The sequence below is a fragment of the Streptomyces sp. NPDC043867 genome (assembly GCF_056435845.1).
On record NZ_JBWKDS010000009.1, the window covers coordinates 186,950 to 208,245 of the forward strand.

The 21,296-nt window shown below is 75.5% G+C and carries 19 protein-coding genes and 1 pseudogene; 9 read left to right on the forward strand and 11 right to left on the reverse strand.

Annotated elements, in window-relative coordinates; translation table 11 throughout:
• Positions 1-26: 26 nt before the first annotated feature.
• Positions 27-971 carry a LysR family transcriptional regulator gene (locus AC069T_RS12030; protein WP_478782607.1) on the reverse strand — a complete coding sequence of 315 codons (945 nt, stop codon included), beginning with the start codon at positions 969-971 and terminating at the stop codon, positions 27-29.
• Between the two features lie 199 nt (positions 972-1,170).
• On the opposite strand from AC069T_RS12030, the gene snpA reads away from it, so the two are divergent.
• A complete protein-coding gene (snpA, locus tag AC069T_RS12035) occupies positions 1,171-1,824 on the forward strand; it encodes a snapalysin (RefSeq protein WP_478782657.1) in 654 nt (217 codons plus the stop codon).
• 179 nt (positions 1,825-2,003) lie between these two features.
• Here the strand turns inward: snpA and AC069T_RS12040 are convergent, their stop codons facing one another.
• From AC069T_RS12040 to AC069T_RS12050, 3 genes are all read right to left on the reverse strand, one after another.
• Positions 2,004-3,947 carry an FUSC family protein gene (locus AC069T_RS12040; RefSeq protein WP_478782608.1) on the reverse strand — a complete coding sequence of 648 codons (1,944 nt, stop codon included), beginning with the start codon at positions 3,945-3,947 and terminating at the stop codon, positions 2,004-2,006.
• 290 nt (positions 3,948-4,237) lie between these two features.
• Positions 4,238-4,729 carry a DUF7144 family membrane protein gene (locus AC069T_RS12045; protein ID WP_478782609.1) on the reverse strand — a complete coding sequence of 164 codons (492 nt, stop codon included), beginning with the start codon at positions 4,727-4,729 and terminating at the stop codon, positions 4,238-4,240.
• 177 nt (positions 4,730-4,906) lie between these two features.
• Positions 4,907-5,686, reverse strand: coding sequence for an alpha/beta fold hydrolase (locus tag AC069T_RS12050; protein WP_478782610.1), 780 nt, complete (start codon positions 5,684-5,686; stop codon positions 4,907-4,909).
• 77 nt (positions 5,687-5,763) lie between these two features.
• Between AC069T_RS12050 and AC069T_RS12055 the strand changes: the two genes are divergently transcribed.
• Positions 5,764-7,131 (forward strand): aminotransferase-like domain-containing protein, encoded by a 1,368-nt coding sequence (locus AC069T_RS12055; RefSeq protein WP_478782611.1) that lies wholly within the window; start codon positions 5,764-5,766, stop codon positions 7,129-7,131.
• Here AC069T_RS12055 and AC069T_RS12060 read toward each other — a convergent pair.
• Positions 7,046-7,945, reverse strand: coding sequence for a hypothetical protein (locus tag AC069T_RS12060; RefSeq protein WP_478782612.1), 900 nt, complete (start codon positions 7,943-7,945; stop codon positions 7,046-7,048). The two genes, AC069T_RS12055 and AC069T_RS12060, sit on opposite strands and share 86 nt — an antisense overlap.
• A 188-nt stretch (positions 7,946-8,133) precedes the next feature.
• Here AC069T_RS12060 and AC069T_RS12065 point away from each other — a divergent pair, with 188 nt between their 5' ends.
• Positions 8,134-8,661: an SH3 domain-containing protein gene (locus tag AC069T_RS12065; RefSeq protein ID WP_478782613.1), complete on the forward strand. Its 528-nt coding sequence runs from the start codon at positions 8,134-8,136 to the stop codon at positions 8,659-8,661.
• Between the two features lie 200 nt (positions 8,662-8,861).
• Here the strand turns inward: AC069T_RS12065 and AC069T_RS12070 are convergent, their stop codons facing one another.
• The gene (locus AC069T_RS12070) at positions 8,862-9,329 is read right to left on the reverse strand and encodes a hypothetical protein (protein WP_478782614.1); all 468 of its coding nucleotides are present in this window, start codon (positions 9,327-9,329) and stop codon (positions 8,862-8,864) included.
• A 107-nt stretch (positions 9,330-9,436) separates the two neighbouring features.
• Between AC069T_RS12070 and AC069T_RS12075 the strand changes: the two genes are divergently transcribed.
• Both AC069T_RS12075 and AC069T_RS12080 read left to right on the forward strand, forming a co-directional pair.
• Entirely contained in the window at positions 9,437-10,072 is a 636-nt protein-coding gene (locus AC069T_RS12075) for an NAD(P)-dependent oxidoreductase (protein WP_478782615.1), read from the forward strand.
• 94 nt (positions 10,073-10,166) lie between these two features.
• Positions 10,167-11,330 carry a PP2C family protein-serine/threonine phosphatase gene (locus AC069T_RS12080; protein ID WP_478782658.1) on the forward strand — a complete coding sequence of 388 codons (1,164 nt, stop codon included), beginning with the start codon at positions 10,167-10,169 and terminating at the stop codon, positions 11,328-11,330.
• Here the strand turns inward: AC069T_RS12080 and AC069T_RS12085 are convergent.
• Positions 11,302-12,825, reverse strand: a complete 1,524-nt coding sequence (locus AC069T_RS12085; RefSeq protein ID WP_478782616.1) for a hypothetical protein — start codon at positions 12,823-12,825, stop codon at positions 11,302-11,304. The two genes, AC069T_RS12080 and AC069T_RS12085, sit on opposite strands and share 29 nt — an antisense overlap.
• 65 nt (positions 12,826-12,890) lie before the next feature.
• On the opposite strand from AC069T_RS12085, the gene AC069T_RS12090 reads away from it, so the two are divergent.
• Positions 12,891-14,327, forward strand: a complete 1,437-nt coding sequence (locus tag AC069T_RS12090) for a molybdopterin-dependent oxidoreductase (protein ID WP_478782659.1) — start codon at positions 12,891-12,893, stop codon at positions 14,325-14,327.
• Positions 14,328-14,646: 319 nt separating this feature from the next.
• On the opposite strand, the gene AC069T_RS12095 is transcribed toward AC069T_RS12090, so the two are convergent.
• From AC069T_RS12095 to AC069T_RS12105, 3 genes are read right to left on the reverse strand one after another with little or no spacing between them, the layout of a single operon-like run.
• The gene (locus tag AC069T_RS12095; RefSeq protein WP_478782617.1) at positions 14,647-15,420 is read right to left on the reverse strand and encodes a class I SAM-dependent methyltransferase; all 774 of its coding nucleotides are present in this window, start codon (positions 15,418-15,420) and stop codon (positions 14,647-14,649) included.
• Positions 15,417-16,049 carry a TIGR04282 family arsenosugar biosynthesis glycosyltransferase gene (locus AC069T_RS12100; RefSeq protein ID WP_478782618.1) on the reverse strand — a complete coding sequence of 211 codons (633 nt, stop codon included), beginning with the start codon at positions 16,047-16,049 and terminating at the stop codon, positions 15,417-15,419. The genes AC069T_RS12095 and AC069T_RS12100 overlap by 4 nt, the downstream gene beginning before the upstream one ends.
• The gene (locus AC069T_RS12105; RefSeq protein ID WP_478782619.1) at positions 16,046-16,807 is read right to left on the reverse strand and encodes a glycosyltransferase family 2 protein; all 762 of its coding nucleotides are present in this window, start codon (positions 16,805-16,807) and stop codon (positions 16,046-16,048) included. Before AC069T_RS12105 ends, AC069T_RS12100 begins: the two co-directional genes overlap by 4 nt.
• 114 nt (positions 16,808-16,921) lie before the next feature.
• Here AC069T_RS12105 and AC069T_RS12110 point away from each other — a divergent pair.
• The 3 genes and pseudogenes from AC069T_RS12110 to AC069T_RS12120 form a co-directional block, all read left to right on the forward strand.
• Positions 16,922-17,629 (forward strand): annotated as a pseudogene (locus tag AC069T_RS12110) (response regulator transcription factor); the annotation flags it as partial.
• A gap of 282 nt (positions 17,630-17,911) precedes the next feature.
• A complete protein-coding gene (locus tag AC069T_RS12115) occupies positions 17,912-19,051 on the forward strand; it encodes a sensor histidine kinase (protein ID WP_478782620.1) in 1,140 nt (379 codons plus the stop codon).
• Between the two features lie 110 nt (positions 19,052-19,161).
• Positions 19,162-20,238, forward strand: a complete 1,077-nt coding sequence (locus AC069T_RS12120; protein ID WP_478782621.1) for a hypothetical protein — start codon at positions 19,162-19,164, stop codon at positions 20,236-20,238.
• A 24-nt stretch (positions 20,239-20,262) separates the two neighbouring features.
• Here AC069T_RS12120 and AC069T_RS12125 read toward each other — a convergent pair whose 3' ends face one another.
• The gene (locus AC069T_RS12125) at positions 20,263-21,246 is read right to left on the reverse strand and encodes an NAD-dependent epimerase/dehydratase family protein (protein WP_478782622.1); all 984 of its coding nucleotides are present in this window, start codon (positions 21,244-21,246) and stop codon (positions 20,263-20,265) included.
• Between the last annotated feature and the right edge of the window lie 50 nt (positions 21,247-21,296).

A 21,296-nucleotide genomic window follows, 5' to 3' on the forward strand; every position in this document is an offset into this window, starting at 1 on the left:
GGGGGCCTGCGGGGGGTGGCCGGATGTCAGCGGGTGGGTGTGAAGGCTCTGCGTTCGTCGCGTTCGCGTTCCAGCCACTCCCGGTACGCCGGTGCCAGCAGCGCCGTCTCCCAGTAGGCCTCCGCGAGCGCGGGGTAGACGGCGTCGACCACCGCGTCCGTGCCGGCCGCGAGCAGCAGCCGTACACCGAGCGGGTCGCCCTCGATGCGGCGTACGGCCGCCTCCGGGCGGGACGGCGAGGTGGGCTGGCAGACCGTGACGACGTCGCCGGTCGCCACCAGGGCGGCGGCCGTGTGGTAGTCGCCGTGCAGGACGCGGGGGCTGAGTCCGGCCGCGCGCAGCATCCGGTGGACGGCGTCCCACTCGCCGTCCACCGTGGGGTCGACCATCCAGCGGTCCCCGGCCAGGTCGGCGAGGCGCACCAGGGGCCGGCCCGCCGCCGGGTGGTCCGCGGGCAGGGAGACGAACTGGGGCTCGCGTTCGATGAGGACCCGCAGCCGCAGCCCCTCCGGGACGCGCAGCGGGGAGCCCTCGACCTCGTGCACGAAGGCGACGTCGAGCTGGCCGTCGGCGACCATGCGGAGCAGGGCGTTCGGGGAGACGTTCATGTGCAGGATGGGCTCCTGCCGGCGGCCGCGCAGCCGGCGCAGCCAGCCCGCGAGGGCCCGGCTCGCGGTGGAGCCGACGCGCAACTGGGGGCCGTCGGCGGTGGCGGCCCTGGCCTCGGCGACCAGGGAGCGCATTTCGGTCACCAGCGGCCGGGCGCGCAGCAGGACGAGACGGCCGAGCGGGGTGGGACGGCAACCGGTGGGCTCGCGGACGAACAGGGCCCCGCCCAGCTCCTGTTCGATCCGGCGCAGCTGGGTGCTCAACGAGGGTTGCGCCACGCCGAGCTGACGCGCGGCACGGTGCAGGCTGCCGGTGTCGGCTATGGCGCACAGGGCGCGGAGATGCCTCACCTCGAGGTCCATGCCCCGGGAGCCTAAAGCGGAACCAGGCGTCGCACCAGATGTACAAACCGCAAGTAAAAGCGGCGAGTTGGACGGCCCGGCGGGTGCCGATAGCCGTGTCCTATCGGCCATTGCCATCATCACAGCGGGCGTACAGGCGCCGACACTCACCGTTGACGACTTCACCCCCCACCCGAGGAGTCACCGGATGAGAGTCCACCTGCGCCTGTCCCGTCCCCTGCTCGCGGCGGCGGTCGGTCTCGGTGTCACCGCCGCCGGTCTCGGCGCGGTCCCGGCCGCCGCGGCACCCGCTCCCGCACCGTACGCCGCCTACACCGGATCCGCCGCGGAGGCCAAGGCCAACCAGGCGTTCTTCGAGGCGGTCATCAAGTCCGTCGCGGAGAAGCGCGCCGCCAACCCGGCCGCGGCCTCCGTCACCGTCATCTACAACGCGTCCAGCGCCCCGTCGTTCGCCACGCAGATAGCCCGCAGTACCTCGATCTGGAACAGCTCCGTGTCGAACGTGAAGCTCCAGTCGGGCTCGAACGCGGACTTCCGGTACTACGAGGGCAACGACTCGCGTGGCTCGTACGCCTCCACCGACGGGCACGGCAGCGGCTACATCTTCCTCGACTACGCGCAGAACCGGCAGTACAACTCCACCCGGGTGACGGCCCACGAGACGGGGCACGTGCTCGGGCTGCCGGACCACTACTCGGGTCCGTGCAGCGAGCTGATGTCGGGAGGCGGCCCCGGCACGTCGTGCACCAACGCCTACCCGAACGCGACGGAGCGTTCCCGGGTCAACCAGCTGTGGGCGAACGGCTTCGCGAAGGCGCTCGACAAGGCGCTGGCCAAGGCGGACGCCCGCTAGGGACTGTCGGGCAGTCAGTTCCCGTCTGCGCCGCGACAGGCCCCGGGGCCTGCCCGGTGCAGCAGTCCCGGGCCCGGCCGAACGGACGGGCCCGTATGCCGACAGTCACCCCCCACGGGTACGGACCGCCCCTGCACGGGCGGTCCGTACCGCTGTCGGCTCCGTCGTCGCGGCGGCCCTCAGTGCGGTGACGCGATCGCCCGGGCCGCCGCGACCTCCTGGCGCAGGGGTTCGAGGACGCTGCCGGCGGGTCCGGTGAGGTCGGTGCGGACCTCTACGAGCTCCACGCTCTCCCGCAGCCCGTCCGACAACTCCCGCAGCTGCCTGACGACCTGGGTGATCTCGGTGGCGGAGGGCGCCGGCGCCCCCTGTCTGATCCGGACCCGGGCCGCTGTCGTCGCGTCGACGATCCGCTCGACGGCGACGACCAGCGGCCACCAGGCCGCGGCCCGCCGTCCGGTCGGCGGCGGTTCGGTCAGGGCGCGCTGGAACTCCGTACGGATGGCGGACAGATCGCGGTAGAGGCGGCGCCGCAGCCGGGCCCGGTCGGGGGGACCTGCGGTGCCGCCGAACGCGCACTCCACGTATCCGGCCGTGTCGGCCACCGCGTCCGCGAGCCGGTCGCCGACCCGTACGTGCCAGCTCTCCGGCCACAGCAGATAGCCGGCGACGAGCGCGATCGCGCAGCCCATGAGGGAGTCGACCAGCCGCGGCACCAGCAGGCCGGTGCCCTGGTGGTTGAGGACGTCCGACAGCAGCAGGATCACCGGGGTGATCGCCGCGGTCTGGTAGCCGTAGCCGCGCGGGGTGAGCGCGGGGATCAGCGGGGCCAGCAGCAGGAGTACGGCGACGTCCCACCAGCCGCGCGGCACCACGGCGAGCACCACCACGGAGACGACCAGTCCGGCCACCGTGCCGAGGGCGCGCAGCAGCGCGCGGGAGAAGACCGAGCCGAAGTCGGGCTTCATCACGAAGGTGATGGTGAGGGCGACCCAGTACGAGCGGGGCACCGGGACGAGCGACACGAGGGCCTGGGCGAGCCCGACGCACAGGGCGAGGCGCAGTCCGTAGCGCCAGGAGGCGGCGGACAGCAGCACGCCGCGGGCGGCGCCGGCGGCACGCGCGCGCAGCGCGGCCGGCCGGCCGAGGCGGTCGTCGGGCGTGCGCTGCTCCCCCGTCCCGGCCGAACGGTCGGTGACGACGTCGGCCGCGTGGCGCAGGGCGTGGTCGACGGCGCGCGAGGTCTCGGTCGTGGGGACGGGCAGGCGCAGCCCCACGGGTCCGCCGTAGCCGGTCTCGACGGCGTCCGCGAGGTGCCGGGCGGCGGTGGGGATCTCGTCGGCGAGGGGCTGTCCGGCCTGGTGGGCGGCGGGCGCGGCCTCGACGACGGGGGTGGCGGCGTTCAGCTGGGCGAGCAGCCGGACGAGTTCGGGACTGCGGCCGTGCTGGCGGGCGCGCCGGGCGACGACGAGGTCGTAGGACTGGTTGAGGGAGAGGGTGACGGCGTGCCGGGCGTCGTCGTACCGAGCGGTGCCGCAGGCCGCGAGCAGGTCCGCCACCCTGCGGTACGTGGTGGCGACGGCGGCCCGCTCCGGCACTCCGGACCGCAACGGCCAGGCGAGCAGGGCCAGGACGAGGACGAGGAGCCCGCCGCCGGTCATCAGCAGGGGCGCAAGCCACCAGGCGCCCGGCATCGGCAGTCCCGCGCCGACCACGGCGTTGAGCAGCAGCAGCAGTCCCGACACGGACGCGACGGCGCCGATCGTCGAGATCATCCCGGAGACGAGCGCGACGCAGGTGACGGCGGCGACGGCGAACCAGCCGTGCCCGTACACCGCCGCGCCGACCGTGACGCCGAGGGCGCCGAAGAGCTGCGGGACCGCGATGTTCAGGATCCGCATCCGGTACGCGTCGGCGGTGTCGCCGATGACTCCGGAGAGGGCGCCCATGGAGGCGAGGGCGCCGTAGGCGGGACGGCCCGCGGCGAGGCCGATCGCGAGGGGCAGCGCCATGGCGAGGGCGGCGCGGGCGACGGCGGCCCGGTTGACGGGGGCCCGCTCGGACCGCAGGTTCCTGACCAGCCAGTCGGGAGGGGTGAGGCCGATGGGCAACTGGCGGGGCATGTGCCCATTATGGCGGGGCGGTCCCGCCGCTCCCCGGGGTCATCTCCCCGGAGTCGTCGGCGCCGGTGGAGGGTGAGGTCGACGACGAGGGTGCGGTGGTCGGTGCCGGCCGCGCACAGGAAGCGGGCGTCGCGACCGCCGCCGGGCGGATGCGGCGACCAGCAGCGCGAACCCGGCGGGCACGAGCAGCCACGGCAGGAACGCCGGCAACTGCGGCACGGGGGTGATCCCGTCGCGGTCCGCCGCCCGGCAGCCGGCGACCACGCTCACCCCGGCCGGCGGCAGCCCGCTCACCCAGGCGCCGGGGCCGGGCGCACCGGGGGAGGGCTGCCGCACGGGGGCCGGCGGTGCGGCGGTCGGGGGGTGTGCGAGCGGTCCGACGTCGCGAGGGCCCAGATGACGAACGCGGCGATCGCGATGGAGATGAGGGACCAGACGGGCGCGTACGGCAGGAACATGAAGTACTCGATGATGTAGAGGGCGGCCAGGCCGATGGCCACACCGCGCGCCCACGTCATGCCCTTGAGGACGCCGTAGCCGGTGACCGCGACCAGGATGCCGATGATGAGGTGGATCCAGCCCCAGGTGGTGAGGTTGAACTCGTACACGTAGGAGCCGATGCGCTGGTAGACGTCGTCCTTGGCGATCCCCGCGATGCCGTTGAGGATGCTGAGGATGCCGCCGACCATCATCAGGATTCCGGCGAAGACCGTGCCTCCCGTCGCCCATGACGAATGGCTGGAGCGGTCGGCCTGGGGCGTCGCCGCGGCGTGCTGGGACATGGTGGGCCTCCTGTGGACGGTTTCCTCGCAGCTTCGCCCCGGGCGCACCCGCGCGCAGTCTGTGTGAGCCGAACGGGTGAACCGGCGCCCGCGGGCAGGCGGCGTCAGCCCCCCGGCGGCGCCCGCGGGCAGGTGGAACGCCGGCTGTCCGGGCGGCGCCTGCGGACCGGGCGGGGGTCAGCCGTCCAGCCGGGTCAGGAAGGCGGCCAGGGCCTCGTTGAACTCCGCCGGGCGTTCCAGGTTGGGCAGGTGGGCCGCCGACTCGACGATCCGGAGGGTGGCGTCGGGGAGCGCCGCGTGCATCGCCTCGGCGTCGGAGACCGGCGTGTACGTGTCGTCGGCGCCGACGACGACGAGGGCCGGGACGGTGACGCGGGTGAGCAGTTCCCGGTAGTCGGGGCGCAGCGCGCGGCCGCGCAGGGCGGCCGCCGCACCCTCGGGGCTGGTCGCGGTCATCATGCGGTGGACGTGCGCCGCGGCCCCGGCGTCCGCGTACGGTGCGACCATCCGGTGCAGCACCTCGTCGGCGTACCCGCGCATGCCCTCGCTCAGGAGGCGGTCCGCCATGTCGTCGCGTGCCTTCCTGCCCTCCGGTGTCTCCGCGGCCGGGAACGTGTCGGCGAGGACCAGCCCGCGGATGCGCTCGGGGAAGCGCCGGTAGCACTCCATGACGATCTGACCGCCCATGGAGAGCCCGCCGAGCACGAACTCGCCCACCTCCAGCTCGTCCAGGAGACCCGCGATGTCCTCGGCGAACACGCCGAGCGGGGTGACGCCGGGAACGACCGGGGAGGCGCCGTAGCCGCGCAGGTCCGGGGCGATCACCCGGCGGGCCGGCGAGAACGCGGCGATCTGCGGACTCCACATGGTGCGGTCGAAGGGGTGGCCGTGGATCAGGACGAGGGGCAGACGCGACGAGTCGGTGCCTTTGTCCTCGTATGCGAGGAAGGGTGCCATGGGTCCGACCCTAGGGTTCCCCAACTCCTCGGTGCAATAAGATCTTTGCCCTCGGTGCAATGCGGGAGGGCGGGCGCATGGGGGACTACCGGCGGATCGCCGACCGGATCGCGGACGACATCGCCGCCGGGCGCCTCGCGCCGGGCGAACAACTGCCCACCCAGCGGGCCTTCGCGCGGCGCCGCCGCATCGCCGTCTCGACGGCCGGGCGGGTGTACGGCGAACTCGTGCGGCGCGGTCTGGTGGTCGGCGAGGTCGGACGCGGCACGTTCGTGCGGGCCGCGCCGGTGCCCTCGGGCCGCGCCCTGGCCGAGCCGTCGGCCCTCGCGCCGGTCAACCTGGAGCTCAACTACCCTTCCGCGCCCGGCCAGTCGGAGCTTCTCGCCGCCGGTCTCGCGCCGCTCCTGCGCCCCGAGACGCTGGCGGAGTCCCTGCGGACGGCGTCCGCGGCGGGGACGGCGGCCGCCCGCGAGGCCGCCGCCGCGCTCCTCGCCACCCCGGGCTGGCGCCCCGCGCCCTCCCGGCTCCTCTTCGCCGGCAACGCCCGGCAGGCCGTCGCCGGGGCGCTCGCCTCCCTGGTGCGCCCGGGTGGCCGCGTCGGCGTCGAGTCCCTGACGTATCCGCTGGTCAAGGAGATCGCGGCGCGGCTGGGCATCGTGCTGGTGCCGCTGGCCATGGACGAGGAGGGACTGCGCCCGGACGCGCTGGCGGCCGCGCACCGCGGCTCCCCGCTGTCCGCCGTCTACGTCCAGCCGACCCTGCACAACCCGACCTCGCTGACGACGGGGGCCGGGAGACGGGCAGAACTCGCCTCCATGGTGCGGCAGCTGGATCTTCCAGTCGTCGAGGACCGCATCTGGTCCTTCCTGCACGGGGGCGAGGAGCCGCTCGCCGCGTACGCCCCGGAGCGCACCCATGTCGTCGACGGGCTCTCCAAGCGGGTCGCGCCGGGGCTCACGGCCGGGTTCCTCGTCGTGCCCGAGGGGCGGCAGGAGCCGGTGGCGCGGGCGCTGCGGTCCGGGGGTTGGACGGCGGCACGGTTCGCGCTGGAGGCCGCGGTGCGCTGGACCGGCGACGGCACGGTGGACCGCCTGGTGGCCGCCAAGCGGGCGGACGCGGAGCGGCGGCAGCGGCTCGCCGCCCGGCACCTGGACGGCTTCGCGGTGCGGGCGGACCCGCGGGCGTACTACGTCTGGTGGCGGCTCCCGGCGCCCTGGCGCGCGGACACGTTCACGGCGGCGGCGGCGCGGCACGGCATCGCGGTCACACCGGGGCCGGCCTTCCACGTCACCGGGAGCCGGAGCGGACCGGCCGCCGGGCGGGCGGGCGTCCCGCAGATCGCCACCGCCGCGGATGCCGTCAGGCTCGGACTCGCGTCGGTTCCTCCGCCGGAACTGGCGCGGGCCCTGCGGACACTCGCCGAAGTCGCGCGATCCGCTCCGTGAGCAGCGCGCCCAGCGCGAGGGCGAGGCCGAGCCCCAGCAGCAGCCAGGAGACCGTGCGCAGCGTGCCGGTGAGCGTGTCGTAGATCGCGCCCCCCGCCGCGTGGGACACGTCGGCGGGCAGCCCCGACAGGGTCATCCGGCGGCCGACGGCGACGGCGACGGCGAGCAGCGCGGCCCCGAGGGCCGTACCGAGACCCGTCGCCACCACCGCCCGCCGGCGGCACACCGCGACGAGCACACCCGCCACCGCCAGCGCGACGGTCACGGCCGGCAGCCAGAAACCGGCGATCTCGAGCACGTGGAACCCCTTCCGTAGCTGGGCCAGTTCGGCGGAGCGCAGCACCGTGATCTCGGAGTGCTCGACCGGAATGCGGTGGGCGAACGGCACGTGGTCGGCGGTGAGCTGACGCTTGACCTGCGCGGCGACGGGGGCGACGTCGAGCGTGACGGTCCGCTCGCCGTCGTCGCGCAGCGCCCGCATCACGGCGTCGTAGGCGGCCTGGTTGGCGGTGTCCCACGCGACGTGGAAAGCGGGCGTCCTGGTGAAGGAGCGCACGGCCGCGTGCACGAAGGAGCGCACCGGCCGGCGCAGCCGCGGCGTCACCTCGACCTCGCGCATGATGCCGTCCGTGGTGGCCGCGGCGATCGCCTCGCGGACCGCCGGGTCGGTGGCGAGCGGCGCCGTCACGGCCTCGTACCGGCCGCTGTCGCCGATCTCGTACGTCGCCCACGAGGCGAGGGCGCCGACCGGTGCGAGCAGGCAGGCGAGGACGATCAGCACGGCCGACAGGGCGCTCCGGGCACGTTGGGACACCCCGTCAGGACAGTCCCCGCAGGCGCCTCGCGCGAGCGGTTTGAGTGCATATGGGCGCATATGACAAGCCCTTCGGGGGAGCGGGGCCCCCCGGGGCGGAGCACCGGCGAAAAACCCCGTGATTCCGGGCTCCGGTGGAGGCCTCCGCCGAACGGGTGTTACCTGGAGGCGGGGAAAGGAGGCCGATCATGCGCACCACCCCGGTCCTGCGGACCTGTGCCGCGGCCCTGTTCACCGGCGGTGTCCTCACCGTCGCGGTGGCGGGCCCCTCGACGGCGGCGGCCCCGTCGAACCACCCTGCAAGCAGCGGCTCGGACGGCCCCGTGTGGGGCACCGTCGTCTCGAGCGGCGACCTCAACCTCAGACAGCTGCCCACCAGTTCCTCGGCCCTCGTCGGCAAGCTGCCGCCGGGGAGCGAGGACCGCGTCCAGTGCGCGGTGAAGGGACAGAGCGTCTCCGGCAACCCGTACTGGTTCTGGCTCGCCGGAGCCCGGGCCTGGGCGAGCGCCGCCTTCGTCGACATCGGCGACCGGGGGGTGCCGAGCTGCTCGGATCCCTGTCCCGGCTGGAAGGACCGGTCCGGGAACCCGTCGTGGCACTGCAACCCCGCGTACGACTCCTCGGACGACGCGCACGCCTCGGGCTCCGGGTACTGGAGCTTCAGCGCCTCGGGCTCCTGGAGCTGGAGCGTCTCGGTCTCGTCGTCCGGCGGATAGCGGCCGAGGCGGCCGGATAGCGGCCGAGGCGGCCGGCGGCCGAGGCGGACAGCGGCCGGGAGAGAGCCCCGAACGCAGGCCCCGAACGCACGCCCGGGAGGCCCCGGCGGAATCCGCCGGGGCCTCCCGCTTGGCCGGTGAAGGCTCTGGGCGACCGGAGCGGTTCCGGCCCCCCGCAGGGCCGTAACCGCTCCGGGGACTCAGCGCGGGTCCGGGCGGCCCTGCGCGTCCTCGTGCGTGTAGTACCGGTAGAACATCGCGACGAAGACTCCCGCCGTCACCGCCACGGCCATCAGCACGGACCACAGGAGCGTCGTGTGCGACTGGCTGTGCAGGAACCCGATCGAGACGCCGGCGAAGACCGCCCACAGCAGCGCGTGCGGCTCCCGCCGCAGCCGGGGCGCCGTCGCACGGATACCGAACCACAGCGCCGTGAACGCGATCGCGCACACGAGGCCGAAGAGCACGTTCCAGGCGGTGACGGCCCCGGCGTCGCGCCTGATCTGCGCCGCCCAGAACCCGTAGACCAGACCGAGCATCACGGGAAAGGCGATGTGGGCGCGCGCGCAGAAGACGTCCGGCCGGCGCGAGGTGCGGTCGGTGCCGGGGCTCCGCCCGGTCCTTCCCTGCGTGTGTGGTGTCCCTGACGTGGGTGCCGCTTGAGCCATGGGAACACTCCTCTCTTTCCTCGCCCCCGACTTCCAGGGCACACCCCGCGCAGGGGGGCTGGCAAGTCGGGATGCGGGCCTCCCGGCACCGTGTTTCGCTGGGCGTCATGAAGCTCGTACTCTTCGGCGCGACAGGCATGGTCGGCAGCCGCATCGCGACGGAGGCGTCGGCGCGCGGCCACCACGTCACGGCCGTGAGCCGGTCCGGGCAGTCCCCGATCCCCGGAGTGACGGCCACCGCCGCGGACGCGGCGGACCCGGCGAAGGTCGCCGCGCTTGCCGCGGGCGCCGACGCGGTCGCCTCGGCGTGCGTGCCGCCCCGGGACGGCTCCGACCCGCGCGAGCCGTTCCTCGCGCTCAACGAGTCCCTGGTGCGCGGCACCCGCGAGGCCCGGGTGGCGCGGCTCCTGGTCGTCGGCGGCGCGGGCAGCCTGGAGGTCTCGCCCGGCCGGGCCCTCGCCGACCAGCGCGGTTTCCCGGTGGCGTTCCTCCCCGAGGCCCGCGCCCACCGTGACGTCCTCGCCTTCTACCGCACCGTCGACGACCTCGACTGGACGTGCCTCTCCCCGGCCGCCGAGATCTCCCCCGGCGCCCGCACCCACCACTACCGCCTCGGCGGCGACGAACTGCTCACCGACGAGCACGGCAACAGCCGTATCAGCGCCGAGGACTACGCCGTCGCCTTCGTCGACGAACTGGAGCAGGGCGCACACCCCCGTGCCCGGATCTCGGTCGCGTACTGACCGGGCGGGTGCGGGCAGGGTGAGCAGTCGGCGCGGGACGGAGCGGGCCGCGCGGCACGGGCCGGAGCAGGACCGCCGGGCCGTGCTCGACCGGCTGCCCGGCGCCCGCCGGGAGCCGGACCCGGCCGCCCGCCAGCGGCTCCTGCGGATCCGTGGCCGCAGCGTCGCCTGGGTCCCGCCGCTGCTGCTGCTCCTCGGCATCGGGGTGCTCGACTGGAACACCTCCGGCGAGTTCCGGATCATCTCCTGGATCGTGCTGGTGCCGGGGATCGCCGCGGCGATCTGCGGAGTGTGGGGCACCGCGGTCTTCGCCGTGCTCGCGGTGGCCACCTACGTCGTGGTGGACACGTCCTGGCCGCACCAGTACCAGACCGGGCTGCCCGACTTCATCCTGGTCACCGCGGGCGGGGTCCTGGCGACGCTGGCCTGCGCGGTACGGGTGCGCGGCGAGCGGCGCATGGTGCACATGCGGGACATCGCGGAGACCACCCGGCGGGCGGTGCTGCGACCGCTGCCGCCGGGCTGGGGCGGCCTCGACCACGCGGCCGTGTACCTCTCGGCGGACGTCGAGGCCCGGGTCGGCGGAGACTTCTACGACATCCAGCCGGGCCCCCACGGCACCCGCGTCCTGCTCGGGGACGTCCAGGGCAAGGGGCTGGGGGCGGTGGAGACGGCGTCCGCGATGCTCGGCACGTTCCGCGAGTCGGCGTACCACGAGGCCGCCCTCGGCACGGTCGCCGCGCGGCTGGAGGTACGGATGCTGCGGCACGTCCGCTACTGCGACGCGGTCGGACGGGCCGACGGCGACCGCTTCGCCACCGGCGTCCTGGTCGGCTTCCGGGAGGACGCCCCGGACGAGGTGGAGGTCGTCAACTTCGGCCACGAACCGCCCCTCGTGGTCGCCCCCGGCGGGGTGCGCTCCCTTCCGCCGGGTGAGGGACTCCCGCTGGGGCTCGGCGAGTTGGCGGGCGGGCTGCCTCCCGTGCTGCGGGTGCCGCTCGCGCCCGGCGAGACGCTGCTCCTCGTCACCGACGGGGTGACGGAGGCGCGGGACGGCGACGACGTCTTCTTCCCGCTCTTCGACCGGGTCGCCGCCGCCCTGGCCGCCGATCCGCGCACCGTCGAACCCCGGCGGCTCGTCCGGCTGGTTCGCGACGGCACGCTGCGGCACAGCGGCGGGCACCTGGAGGACGACACGACGATCTTCGCCGTCCGCCGGCCCGCGGTGCTCACCAGCCGGTCAGCAGCAGGTGGTTGACGAGCAGCGCGAGGACGGCCTGCGCGGCGAGCCAGCCGCGGGGACGCGTCAGGAACGCCCCCGCGGCGGACAGCCAGACGGCGAACGGCAACCAGATCCGCTCGGTCTCCGCCTTGCTCATCCCCGACAGGTCGGCGACGAGCAGCGCGAGCAGTGCGGAAAGCACGAGTACGGCGAGCCGCACGTCGCCGCCTGGCTGAGGCCACCTGTACGCCGGGCCGCCGTCGCCGTCGCCGTCGCCGCCGCCACCGGTATCGGGCCCGGCAGGGTGGTGGCTGGACCGGGCGTCGGGTCCAGCGGGGCGGGCGTCGGGCGCGGCGCGGTGGGCGTCGGACTGGGCGTCGGGCCCGGTGCGGTGGGCGTTCGGCCCGGTGGGGCTGTGGCCGGGGCGGAGGGCAAGGCGGGTCGGGGGGCCGGCCGTGGCGGTGGTGCGGCGCAGGCCCGCGACCGTGGCGGGGCCCACCAGCAGCACCGTGCACGCGAGGTTCGCCCACACCCAGTAGCCGTACGGCCGGATGCCGCCCGCCCCCTGGTGGTAGCGCACCACCAGCAGGCGGTACGCCTCCCACCAGTCGAAGCCCAGCAGGGTGAACGACAGCGGCACGACGACGGCGCCCACGGCCAGGAACGGCAGGACCCGCACCCGCCGCCGTCCGAGCAGCAGCACCGCACCGGCGATCACCACGGTCAGCGTGAGCCCGTACGAGAGGTAGCCGGTCAGCCCGAAGAGGAGACCGGAGCCGAGCGCGGCGGACCTCGGCCGGTGCCCCGTGACCGCGAGGGCCAGCAGCGCCAGGGCCCAGGCCGCGACCGCCGCGAAGTAGCCGTCGGCGGAGGTGCCCGCCCACACGGCGGCCGGCGCGAGGACCAGGAAGGGCGCCGCCCGCCGGGCGAGAACCTCACCGGCCAGGGCGCGGACGGTCACCAGCACCGCCGTGCAGGCCGTCGCCCCGACCGTGACGCACCAGACCCCGGCCCACGCCCCGCCGCCCAGTCCGACGCGGTCCAGCAGGACGAACGTGAGGGTCGCCGCCGGGGGATGCCCGGCGACGTGCGGCGGCCAGTGGCCGGGGGAGTGCAGCAGGATGTGGTGGGTGAAGTCCCGCAGGGTGCCCGGGATGTCGTCGAAACGGTCGACGGCCCGCAGGTACTCGTACCTGGTCGTCAGGCGCTGGGCGACCCCGCGGTGCCAGCCGTCGACGAGCGCGAGTGAGAACGTCCACGCCGTCGCCGTCCCCCACGCGGCACCGAGCAGCGTCCGCCACGGCAGGCGGGCGGCGAGCCGCGGCCCGTACGCCACGACGGCGGCGGCCACCACGAGCGCGGCCGGGGTGCCGGGCCCCAGGTGCGGCTCCCAGTACGCGTACAGCGGCGGCCAGCCGACGTGCAGGGTCCCGTCGTCGCGCTCGATGGCGGAACCGACCAGCACGGCGGCCACGACGAGCAGCGCCGCCGCCAGGACGGCGGCCAGGTCACGCAGGAGATCACGGGTCACACCGGCAGGCTAGGCGGGGGCACCCCGCACCGGGTTCCTCCATGCGTGGACGTCAGCGTTTCGTCATCGGTTCAAGCCCCTTCGGCGGGCGGGTGCCGTCCTACGGTCGGGACATGCGTGACCATCAGCCCTCCGCCTCCCGCGTCTCCCCTGTCGCCCGTGTCCGCCGGGTGTTCTCCCCCGGCTCGCCGTCGTCGCCCGCCTCGCCCGGCTTCTGGCGCAGCCCCCTGCGCGGGCCCTGGTTCACCTCGGTCCTCGGTGTCGTCCTGCTCGCCGGGATCACGGTGCTGTTCGTGACGGGACTGCTCTCGTACGCCGCCTACAACCCGAACCTGTCCCCGGTCAACGACACGACCCCGGACAAGGGCCTGCTCGGCCTCTACCTCTTCCCGTGGCCGACGGACCCCGTCTGGCTGTACCGCCTCACGCAGGGCGTGCACGTCACGCTCGGCCTGGTCCTGATCCCCGTACTCCTGGCGAAGCTCTGGTCGGTCGTGCCGAAGCTGTTCACGCTGCCCCCGGCGCGGTCGCTCGCGCACGGCCTGGAGCGGATCTCGCTGCTTCTGCTCGTGGGCGGTGCCCTGTTCGAGTTCACGACGGGCGTCCTGAACGTCCAGCTCGACTACGTCTTCCCCGGCTCCTTCTATCCGCTGCACTTCTACGGCGCGTGGGTGTTCTTCGCCGCGTTCGTCACGCACGCGGTGCTGCGGGTCCCGGCGGCGGTACGCAACCTGCGGCATCCGCGGACGGAGTCGACGGGGGAGAATGTTTCACGTGAAACACCGCCCTCCGGGGACGACACTCCCGCGGGCACACCGGAGTTGACACCCTCGGCGACCGCCGTGTCCGGGCAGGGGCTGGTGTCACCGGACCCCGCCTCCCCCACCGTCTCCCGGCGCGGCGCCCTCGGCCTGGTCGGCGGCGGCTCGCTGCTCCTCCTCGTCACGACGGCCGGCCGCAGCTTCGACGGGCCGCTGCGCGAGAGCGCCGTACTCGCACCCCACGGCGGCCCCGAACCGGGCTCCGGCGCCGCCGCGTTCCAGGTCAACAAGACGGCCGCGGCGGTCGGCATCGACGCCGCGGAGACGACCGAGGAGGCCTGGCGGCTGGTCGTCACCGGCCGCACCGGGACCGTCCGGCTGAGCCGCGCCGCCCTCCTGGGGCTCCCGCAGCACGGCGCGGCCCTGCCCATCGCCTGCGTGGAGGGCTGGTCGACGTCCGACCAGTCGTGGCGCGGTGTACGGCTGCGCGACCTGGCCGCGCTGGTCGGCCACGGGGACGGCGCGGACGTACTCGTGGAGTCCCTCCAGCGCCACGGCGCGTTCCGCAGGGCGGCCCTGCGCGCCAACCAGGTCGCCGACCCGCGTTCCCTGCTCGCGCTGTACGTCAACGGCGAGCCCCTGACCCCCGACCACGGCCACCCCGCGCGCGTCATCGTCCCGGCGGCGCCCGGCGTGCACAACACCAAGTGGGTGGCCCGGATGACGTTCGGAGACCTGTGATGCGCACCCCCCGGCGGTTCCCCGTCGGCAGCCCGCCGCAACTCCTGCTGCTGGGCTGCTCGTTCACACTCGCCGCCTACGCGGCGGTGCGGCTGCTCGCCGACGACTGGCTCGGGGTGGCGGTGTGGTTCGTGGGCGCGGCGCTGCTGCACGACCTGGTGCTGCTGCCGCTGTACGTGGCGGCGGACCGGGCCGTCGGCGGGGCGCTCGGCGCGGCCGGCCGCCGGGAGTGGCGTGCTCACGTCCGCGTCCCGGCGGCGCTGTCGGGGCTGCTCCTGCTGGTGTGGTTCCCGCTGGTCAGCGGGCAGGTCGCGGGCCGTTACGCGTCCGCCACGAGCCTGTCGGGCGACGGGTTCCTCGCCCGGTGGCTGCTGATCACCGCGGCGCTGTTCACGGGCTCGGCGGTCCTGCTCGTCCTGCGGACGTCGAGGGCGTCGCGCCGGCGCAGGGCGGCGAAGGAACGCCCGCCCGCGGTCCACTGAGCCTCCGGCCGGAAACCCGCGCGGCGGGCGTGCCGCAGCAGGGCCGGGGTGCCGAGGCGGGCCCAGGGGAAGGGGGTGCCGGCCGCGCCGCGGCCGTCGGCGACCCGCACGTGGACTCGTTCGTCGACGTCCACGGGCGCGCTCTCGGCGATCAGCAGGCCGCCGGGGGCGAGGAGCCGGGCGATCCGGCGCAGCAGGGCGTCCGGTTCACCGCCGATGCCCACGTTCCCGTCGATGAGGAGCGCGGTGCCCCAGCGGCCCTCGGCCGGCAGCGGGTCGAACACGGACCGCAGCAGGGCCTGTCCGCCGAGCCGCAGGGTGTGCGCGACGGCGGCCTCGCTGACGTCGACACCGAGCGCCGGGCGGCCGCGCGCCGCGAGCTCGGCGACGAGCCGCCCGGGCCCGCAGCCCACGTCGAGGACGGCGCCCTCGCACCGCCGCAGCACCTCCAGGTCCACCGTGTCGACACCCGCGCACCACCGCTCCACCTCCAGCGGCAGCAGCCAGCCGTCGCTTCGGTGCAGGAAGAGCGGGCCGCGGCCGGCGCGCAGCGCGTCGGCGTAGGGGTCGGCGCACCAGGCGGGTGCGGCGCTGCCTGCCGGTGCGCTCATCGGCCGGCGCCCGCGGTCAGCCGGGCCAGTTCCGCGGCGAAGCGCCCGTCCGGTGCGCAGGCCGCGACCCGCGCCGCGTCGGGCGCCGTGTCGACGTCCCGCAGCTCCGGCAGGTCCCGTACCCGCAGACCGGCCGCGCTGAGCCGGTCCCGCTGCACGGCGCCGGTGACCGCCGTCGACATCGGGACGCCGCGCACCAGGTCCGGGTCCGGTTCGGCCATGCCGAGCGCCCAGAAGCCGCCGTCCGCGGCCGGCCCGAAGCAGGCGTCGGTGTTCCGCCAGTCGACGGTGAGGAGTCCGGGCGTCACCTGGGGGGTGTCCATGCCGATCAGCAGGGCCGGTCCGGCGCAGCCCGCGAACGCGTCGGCGAGGCGCTCGTCGAGGCCGCCGGCGCACTGCGGTACGACGTCGAAGCCGGGCGGCAGCCAGCGGCCGGGCGTGCCGTCCAGCACCAGGACGCGGCGCCGGGCCGGGGCGGCCAGCACCGCGTGCAGGGTGTCGGCGAGCGCGGCTCCGGCGAGCGCCGCCGCCTCCTCCGGGGTGAACGGCGGGGTGAGCCGCGTCTTCACCCGGCCGGGACGCGGTTCCTTGGCGATGACCAGCAGGGTGGTGGCGCGGGCGGTGTTCACCGGGCGCCGCCTCCTTCGGCACGGGGGGCCGGGGCGGGCGCCGGTGCCGGTTCGGCGAGCACCCGGCTCATGTCGCGGACCGCCTGCCAGGTGCCGCGCCAGGTGCCGGTCACTTTGGAGGCACCGCTGCGGGGCAGATACGGCACGTCGTGCTCGGTGACGCGCCAGCCGGCGTCGGCGGCGCGGACGACCATCTGCAGGGGGTAGCCGCTGCGCCGGTCGGTGAGGCCGAGGGCGAGCAGCGGGGCGCGGCGGGCGGCGCGCAGCGGGCCGAGGTCGTGCAGGCGCAGGCCGGTGCGGCGGCGCAGCATCCGGGACAGGACGAGGTTGCCCGCGCGGGCGTGCGCCGGCCAGGTGCCCCGGCCCCGCGGGCGCCGCCTGCCGAGGACCAGGTCGGCCCGGCCGTCCAGGACCTCGCGGACGAACGGCACGAGCAGTGACGGGTCGAGCGAGGCGTCGCAGTCGCAGAAGCACACGACGTCCGCCGTGGCCGCGGTCAGCCCGGCGTGGCAGGCGGCGCCGAAGCCGCGGTGCTCCTCGTGGACGACGCTCGCGCCGAGTGCGCGGGCGAGGTCCGCGGAACCGTCCGTGGAGCCGTTGTCCACGACCAGCGCGCGCCAGCCGGGCGGGATGCGGGCGAGGACCCAGGGGAGGGCCTCGGCCTCGTTCAGACAGGGCAGGACCACGTCGACGGGTGCCGTGTCCGTGGCTGGGGCCGTTTCCGGTCCCGATGCGGGAGAGGTCGTCACGGGTTTCACCCTACGAACGCAAAAGGGGTGAAGCGGACTTCGGATCCTTACGAAACACGGACGTCCGTGCGTCCGGGCCGCTCGGGGGCGGCGCCCGGACCGGTGCGGTGCGACGCTGGCGGCATGGAGCAGCAGCCGTACGAGTCCCCAGGTGCCGGCCGGGGCGCGCGGGTCCTCGTCGTCGACGACGACCCCACCGTGGCCGAGATCGTGTCCGGTTACCTGGACCGGGCGGGTTACGACGTGGACCGGGCGGGTGACGGCCCCGAGGCGCTCGCCCGGGCCGCCGCGCACCGGCCCGACCTCGTGGTCCTCGACCTTATGCTCCCGGGGATGGACGGCCTGGAGGTGTGCCGGCGGTTGCGGGCGCGCGGGCCGGTGCCCGTCGTCATGCTCACCGCCCGCGGGGACGAGGACGACCGCATCCTCGGCCTGGAGGTGGGCGCCGACGACTACGTCACCAAGCCCTTCAGCCCGCGTGAGCTGGTGCTGCGCGTCGAGTCGGTACTGCGCCGCACCGGGCCCGCCGCGGGGGTGCGCGCGCTGCGGTCCGGCGGTCTCACCGTCGACCCCGGCGCCCGCCGCGCCACCAAGGGCGGCGTCGAACTCGCGCTCACCGTGCGGGAGTTCGACCTGCTCGCGTTCTTCCTGCGGAACCCCGGCCGGGCGTTCGGGCGGGAGGAGCTGATGCGCGAGGTCTGGGGCTGGGACTTCGGCGACCTGTCGACCGTCACGGTCCACGTCCGCCGCCTGCGCGGCAAGGTCGAGGACGACCCCGCCCGCCCCCGCCTGATCCACACAGTGTGGGGGGTGGGCTACCGCTTCGAGGGTCCCGCCGTCCCGGAGCACCCCTGGAACCCGGAGCACCCGCAGGGCACGGGGGAACCCGCCCCGGCCCGCAGAGAATCCGCCCCGGCCGCCGACGGACCCGACCCGGCCGCCCCCGTCCCCGGGGAGCCCGTCCCGCCCACCCCCGTCCCGGACGTACGCCTCCCGGACGCTCCCGTCCCCGGCGTACGCCCGCCCGACGCCCCCGTCCCCGGCGTACGCCCTCCGGACGCCCCCGTCCCCGGCGGACCCGCCCCCGCCGCGCCCCCGCAGGAGCCGTAAGCCATGCGCGACATGCTGCTCATCGCCCTCTTCGCCTTCCTCGGGGCCGCCGCCGCCGGGCTGTTCGGGGCGTGCGTGCTCTGGCTGATCCGGCGGCGCTCGCTCACCGCGTCCCTCGCGGTGGTCGCGGCCGTCGCCGTGACCGCGATGCTCGCGGGGACCCTCGCCGTCGCGTGGGCGATGTTCCTGTCCCCGCACGACCTGACGGTGGTGACGACGGTCGTGGCGATGGCGGCCGTCGTCTCGCTGGCCACCGCGCTGCTGCTCGGCCGCTGGGTCGTCGGCCGCAGCCGCGCCCTCACCCTCGCCGCCCGCTCCTTCGGCGACGGCGGTGCCTTCGCCGCCCCGGACGGCGCCGCCACCGCCGAACTCGCCGCGCTGAGCCGCGAGTTGCAGGCCACGAGCACCAAACTCGCCGCGTCCCGCGAGCGCGAGCGGGCCCTGGAGACCTCGCGGCGGGAACTCGTCGCGTGGATCTCGCACGACCTGCGCACGCCGCTGGCCGGGCTGCGGGCCATGTCGGAGGCGCTGGAGGACGGGGTCGCCGCCGACCCCGCCCGCTATCTGCGCCAGATCCGTACCGAGGTCGAACGACTGAACGGCATGGTCGGCGACCTGTTCGAACTGTCCCGCATCCACGCCGGAACCCTCGCCCTCTCGCCGTCCCGGATCTCCCTGTACGACCTCGTCGGCGACGCCCTCGCGGGTGCGGACCCGCTGGCCCGCGAGCACGGCGTACGGCTGGTGGGGGACCGCGTCGAACCGCTGCCGGTGGAGGTGGACGGCAAGGAGATGAGCCGCGTGCTGGGCAATCTCCTGGTCAACGCGATCCGCCGGACCCCCGCCGACGGGACGGTCGCGGTGGCCGCGGAGCGCTCACCCGAAGGGGTCGTCCTGTCCGTCACGGACGGCTGCGGCGGCATCCCCGAGGAGGACCTGTCCCGCGTCTTCGACACGGGCTGGCGCGGCACCCACGCCCGTACTCCCCCGGCCGGCGCGGGTCTCGGTCTCGCCATCGTGCGGGGCATCGTGGAGGCCCACCGGGGCCGCGCCGCCGTGCGCAACGTCTCCGGCGGCTGCCGCTTCGAGGTGACGCTCCCGGCGCCGGCGGCACCGCTCCCGGCGACGGAGTCGCGGGCGTAGGACGGCGCACGCGACGGGCGGGCGGGGGCACTTCCCGCCCCCGTGCGATCCCCTCTTTGCACGCGCAGCGGTTACGGTGCTGCCGTAGGTGATCGATGGGGGAGGGAACGATGCCCGGAACCGTGCTGCTGCTCGCGGCCTCGCCGGTGGGCAAGGGGTGCCTGGTGGACGCGGTGTCCGTGCTCCCCGTCCTCGCGGCCGTGGCGCCCGCCGTGCTGTCCGGCGCCGACACCGCGAACGTGGTGGAGCTGGCGGACCCGCTGGAGCCCCAGTCCGTCCTCACCCGGCTGCGCGCCGCGGCGACGTCCCCGGGCCCGCTGACGGTCTATCTCACCGGCCAGCTCCAACTCGACCGCAGGCAACGGCTTCCGCACCTCGCGCTGGCCCGCACCACCCCCGCCACGGTCCGCTACACGGCGTTCCCCTGGCACTGGATCCGTGAGGAGCTGCGCCTGCGCCCGCCGGGCACGACCACCCTCTTCGCCGACCTGCACGCGGACCCGGAGGCCTGGCAGGCGCTGGCGTCCCAGCCGCTCACCGCGGGCCCCGGCGTGAGCCTCTACGGCCGGATCGCCCCGCCACCGCCCCGCCGTACGGTGGCGGCCCCGGGGTACATGAAGTCCCTGGCCACGATCCTGCGCAGCGGCCACCGGCCCGATCCTGCGCAGCTGCACCAGCAGGCCCTGACACGGGCGCTGGCGGAGGGCGACGCGCCCGGTGTCGTCCTGGCGGCGGAGGGCAGGGCGCCGGCGGCGCCCGACCCGCACGCGGCGATCACCGCCGCCGTGCAGGCGGGCCGGCACGGGGAGGCCGCCGCGCTGGCCGCCCAGTGGGAGCGGACGGCCGTACGTGCCCATGGCCCCGGGTCCGAGCAGGCGTTGCACTGGATGGAGGTGCGGGCCGATCTGGCGATGTTCGCCGGGGACCCCGTGCACAGCTGCCGGGCCTGGCTCGCGGTCGCCACCGCACGGCTGGGCGCCGGACAGTCCCCGGACGCGCCCGCCGTCGAGTCGGCCGCCGACCGCGCCCACCACCAGTGGGGCCGTATCGAGGACGCGGCCCGGGCCGGTGAACTGGCCGCCGCCCTGGCCGACTTGCGCGGTCGCGTGCCGGGCCGCCGGGAGGGCGCGCTGCGGCACATCCAGCAGCACCTCGACGAACTCCGCTCCGCGCAGCTCGCGCGCTGACCCGTGCGGTGCCCCCGGCAGGGGCTACCCCTGTCCGGCGAACTCCCGCATGCCCTCCTCGAAGGAGACCTCCGGCTTCCAGCCCAGGTCGGCCCGCAGCCGGGCGGAGTCCGCCGTGATGTGGCGGACGTCGCCCAGGCGGTACTCGCCGGTGACCACGGGGTCGGGGCCGCCGTGGGCCCGGGCGAGGGCGAGGGCCAGTTCGCCGACGGTGTGCGGATCCCCGCTTCCCGTGTTGTACGCGGTGAACGTGCCGTCGGGCGAACCGGCCTCCAGCGCCCGCACGTTGGCCGCCGCCACGTCCCGCACCTGGACGAAGTCCCGCCGCTGGCCGCCGTCCTCGAAGACCCGCGGGGACTCGCCGCGTGCGAGCGCCGAACGGAAGAACGCGGCGACGCCTGCGTACGGGGTGTCGCGGGGCATGCCGGGGCCGTAGACGTTGTGGTAGCGCAGCGACACCGCCCCGCCTCCGGTGCTCCGGGCCCACGCCGCCGCCAGGTGCTCCTGCGCCAGCTTGGTCGTCGCGTAGACGTTGCGGGGGTCCGCGGGGGCGTCCTCGGCGACCAGCCCCGGAGCCAGGTCGTCGCCGCACACCGGGCACGTCGGCTCGAAGCGGCCGGCGGCCAGGTCGGCCTCCGCACGGGGGCCCGGGCGCACCACCCCGTGGCGCGTGCAGTCGTAGCGGCCCTCCCCGTACACGACCATCGAACCGGCCAGCACCAGCCTTCGCACGCCCGCCCGGGCCATGGCCGTGAGCAGCACCGCCGTGCCGAGGTCGTTGCGCGAGACGTACTCCGTGGCGTCGGAGAAACCGTCGCCGAGGCCGACCAGTGCCGCCTGGTGGCACACCGCGTCCACCCCGGACAGGGCGTCCGCCACGGCCGCCCCGTCGCGCACGTCCCGGCCCTCCCGCAGGTCGTACACGACCGCCTCGTGCCCCCGGGCGCCCAGCGCCGCGACGATCTCCGACCCGATGAACCCGGCTCCGCCGGTGACCAGTACCCGCATGCCGCCCACGCTAGGGGCGCGGCATCCGCGCGTCCCGGACCGCGCGCCGC

Coding starts and splice junctions, on each gene's coding strand:
- AC069T_RS12030 (WP_478782607.1), bottom strand. CDS start 971: ATGGACCTCGAGGTGAGGCATCTCCGCGCCCTGTGCGCCATAGCCGAC.
- AC069T_RS12040 (WP_478782608.1), bottom strand. CDS start 3,947: ATGCCCCGCCAGTTGCCCATCGGCCTCACCCCTCCCGACTGGCTGGTC.
- AC069T_RS12045 (WP_478782609.1), bottom strand. CDS start 4,729: ATGTCCCAGCACGCCGCGGCGACGCCCCAGGCCGACCGCTCCAGCCAT.
- AC069T_RS12050 (WP_478782610.1), bottom strand. CDS start 5,686: ATGGCACCCTTCCTCGCATACGAGGACAAAGGCACCGACTCGTCGCGT.
- AC069T_RS12055 (WP_478782611.1), top strand. CDS start 5,764: ATGGGGGACTACCGGCGGATCGCCGACCGGATCGCGGACGACATCGCC.
- AC069T_RS12065 (WP_478782613.1), top strand. CDS start 8,134: ATGCGCACCACCCCGGTCCTGCGGACCTGTGCCGCGGCCCTGTTCACC.
- AC069T_RS12070 (WP_478782614.1), bottom strand. CDS start 9,329: ATGGCTCAAGCGGCACCCACGTCAGGGACACCACACACGCAGGGAAGG.
- AC069T_RS12075 (WP_478782615.1), top strand. CDS start 9,437: ATGAAGCTCGTACTCTTCGGCGCGACAGGCATGGTCGGCAGCCGCATC.
- AC069T_RS12095 (WP_478782617.1), bottom strand. CDS start 15,420: ATGAGCGCACCGGCAGGCAGCGCCGCACCCGCCTGGTGCGCCGACCCC.
- AC069T_RS12115 (WP_478782620.1), top strand. CDS start 17,912: ATGCGCGACATGCTGCTCATCGCCCTCTTCGCCTTCCTCGGGGCCGCC.
- AC069T_RS12120 (WP_478782621.1), top strand. CDS start 19,162: ATGCCCGGAACCGTGCTGCTGCTCGCGGCCTCGCCGGTGGGCAAGGGG.
- AC069T_RS12125 (WP_478782622.1), bottom strand. CDS start 21,246: ATGCGGGTACTGGTCACCGGCGGAGCCGGGTTCATCGGGTCGGAGATC.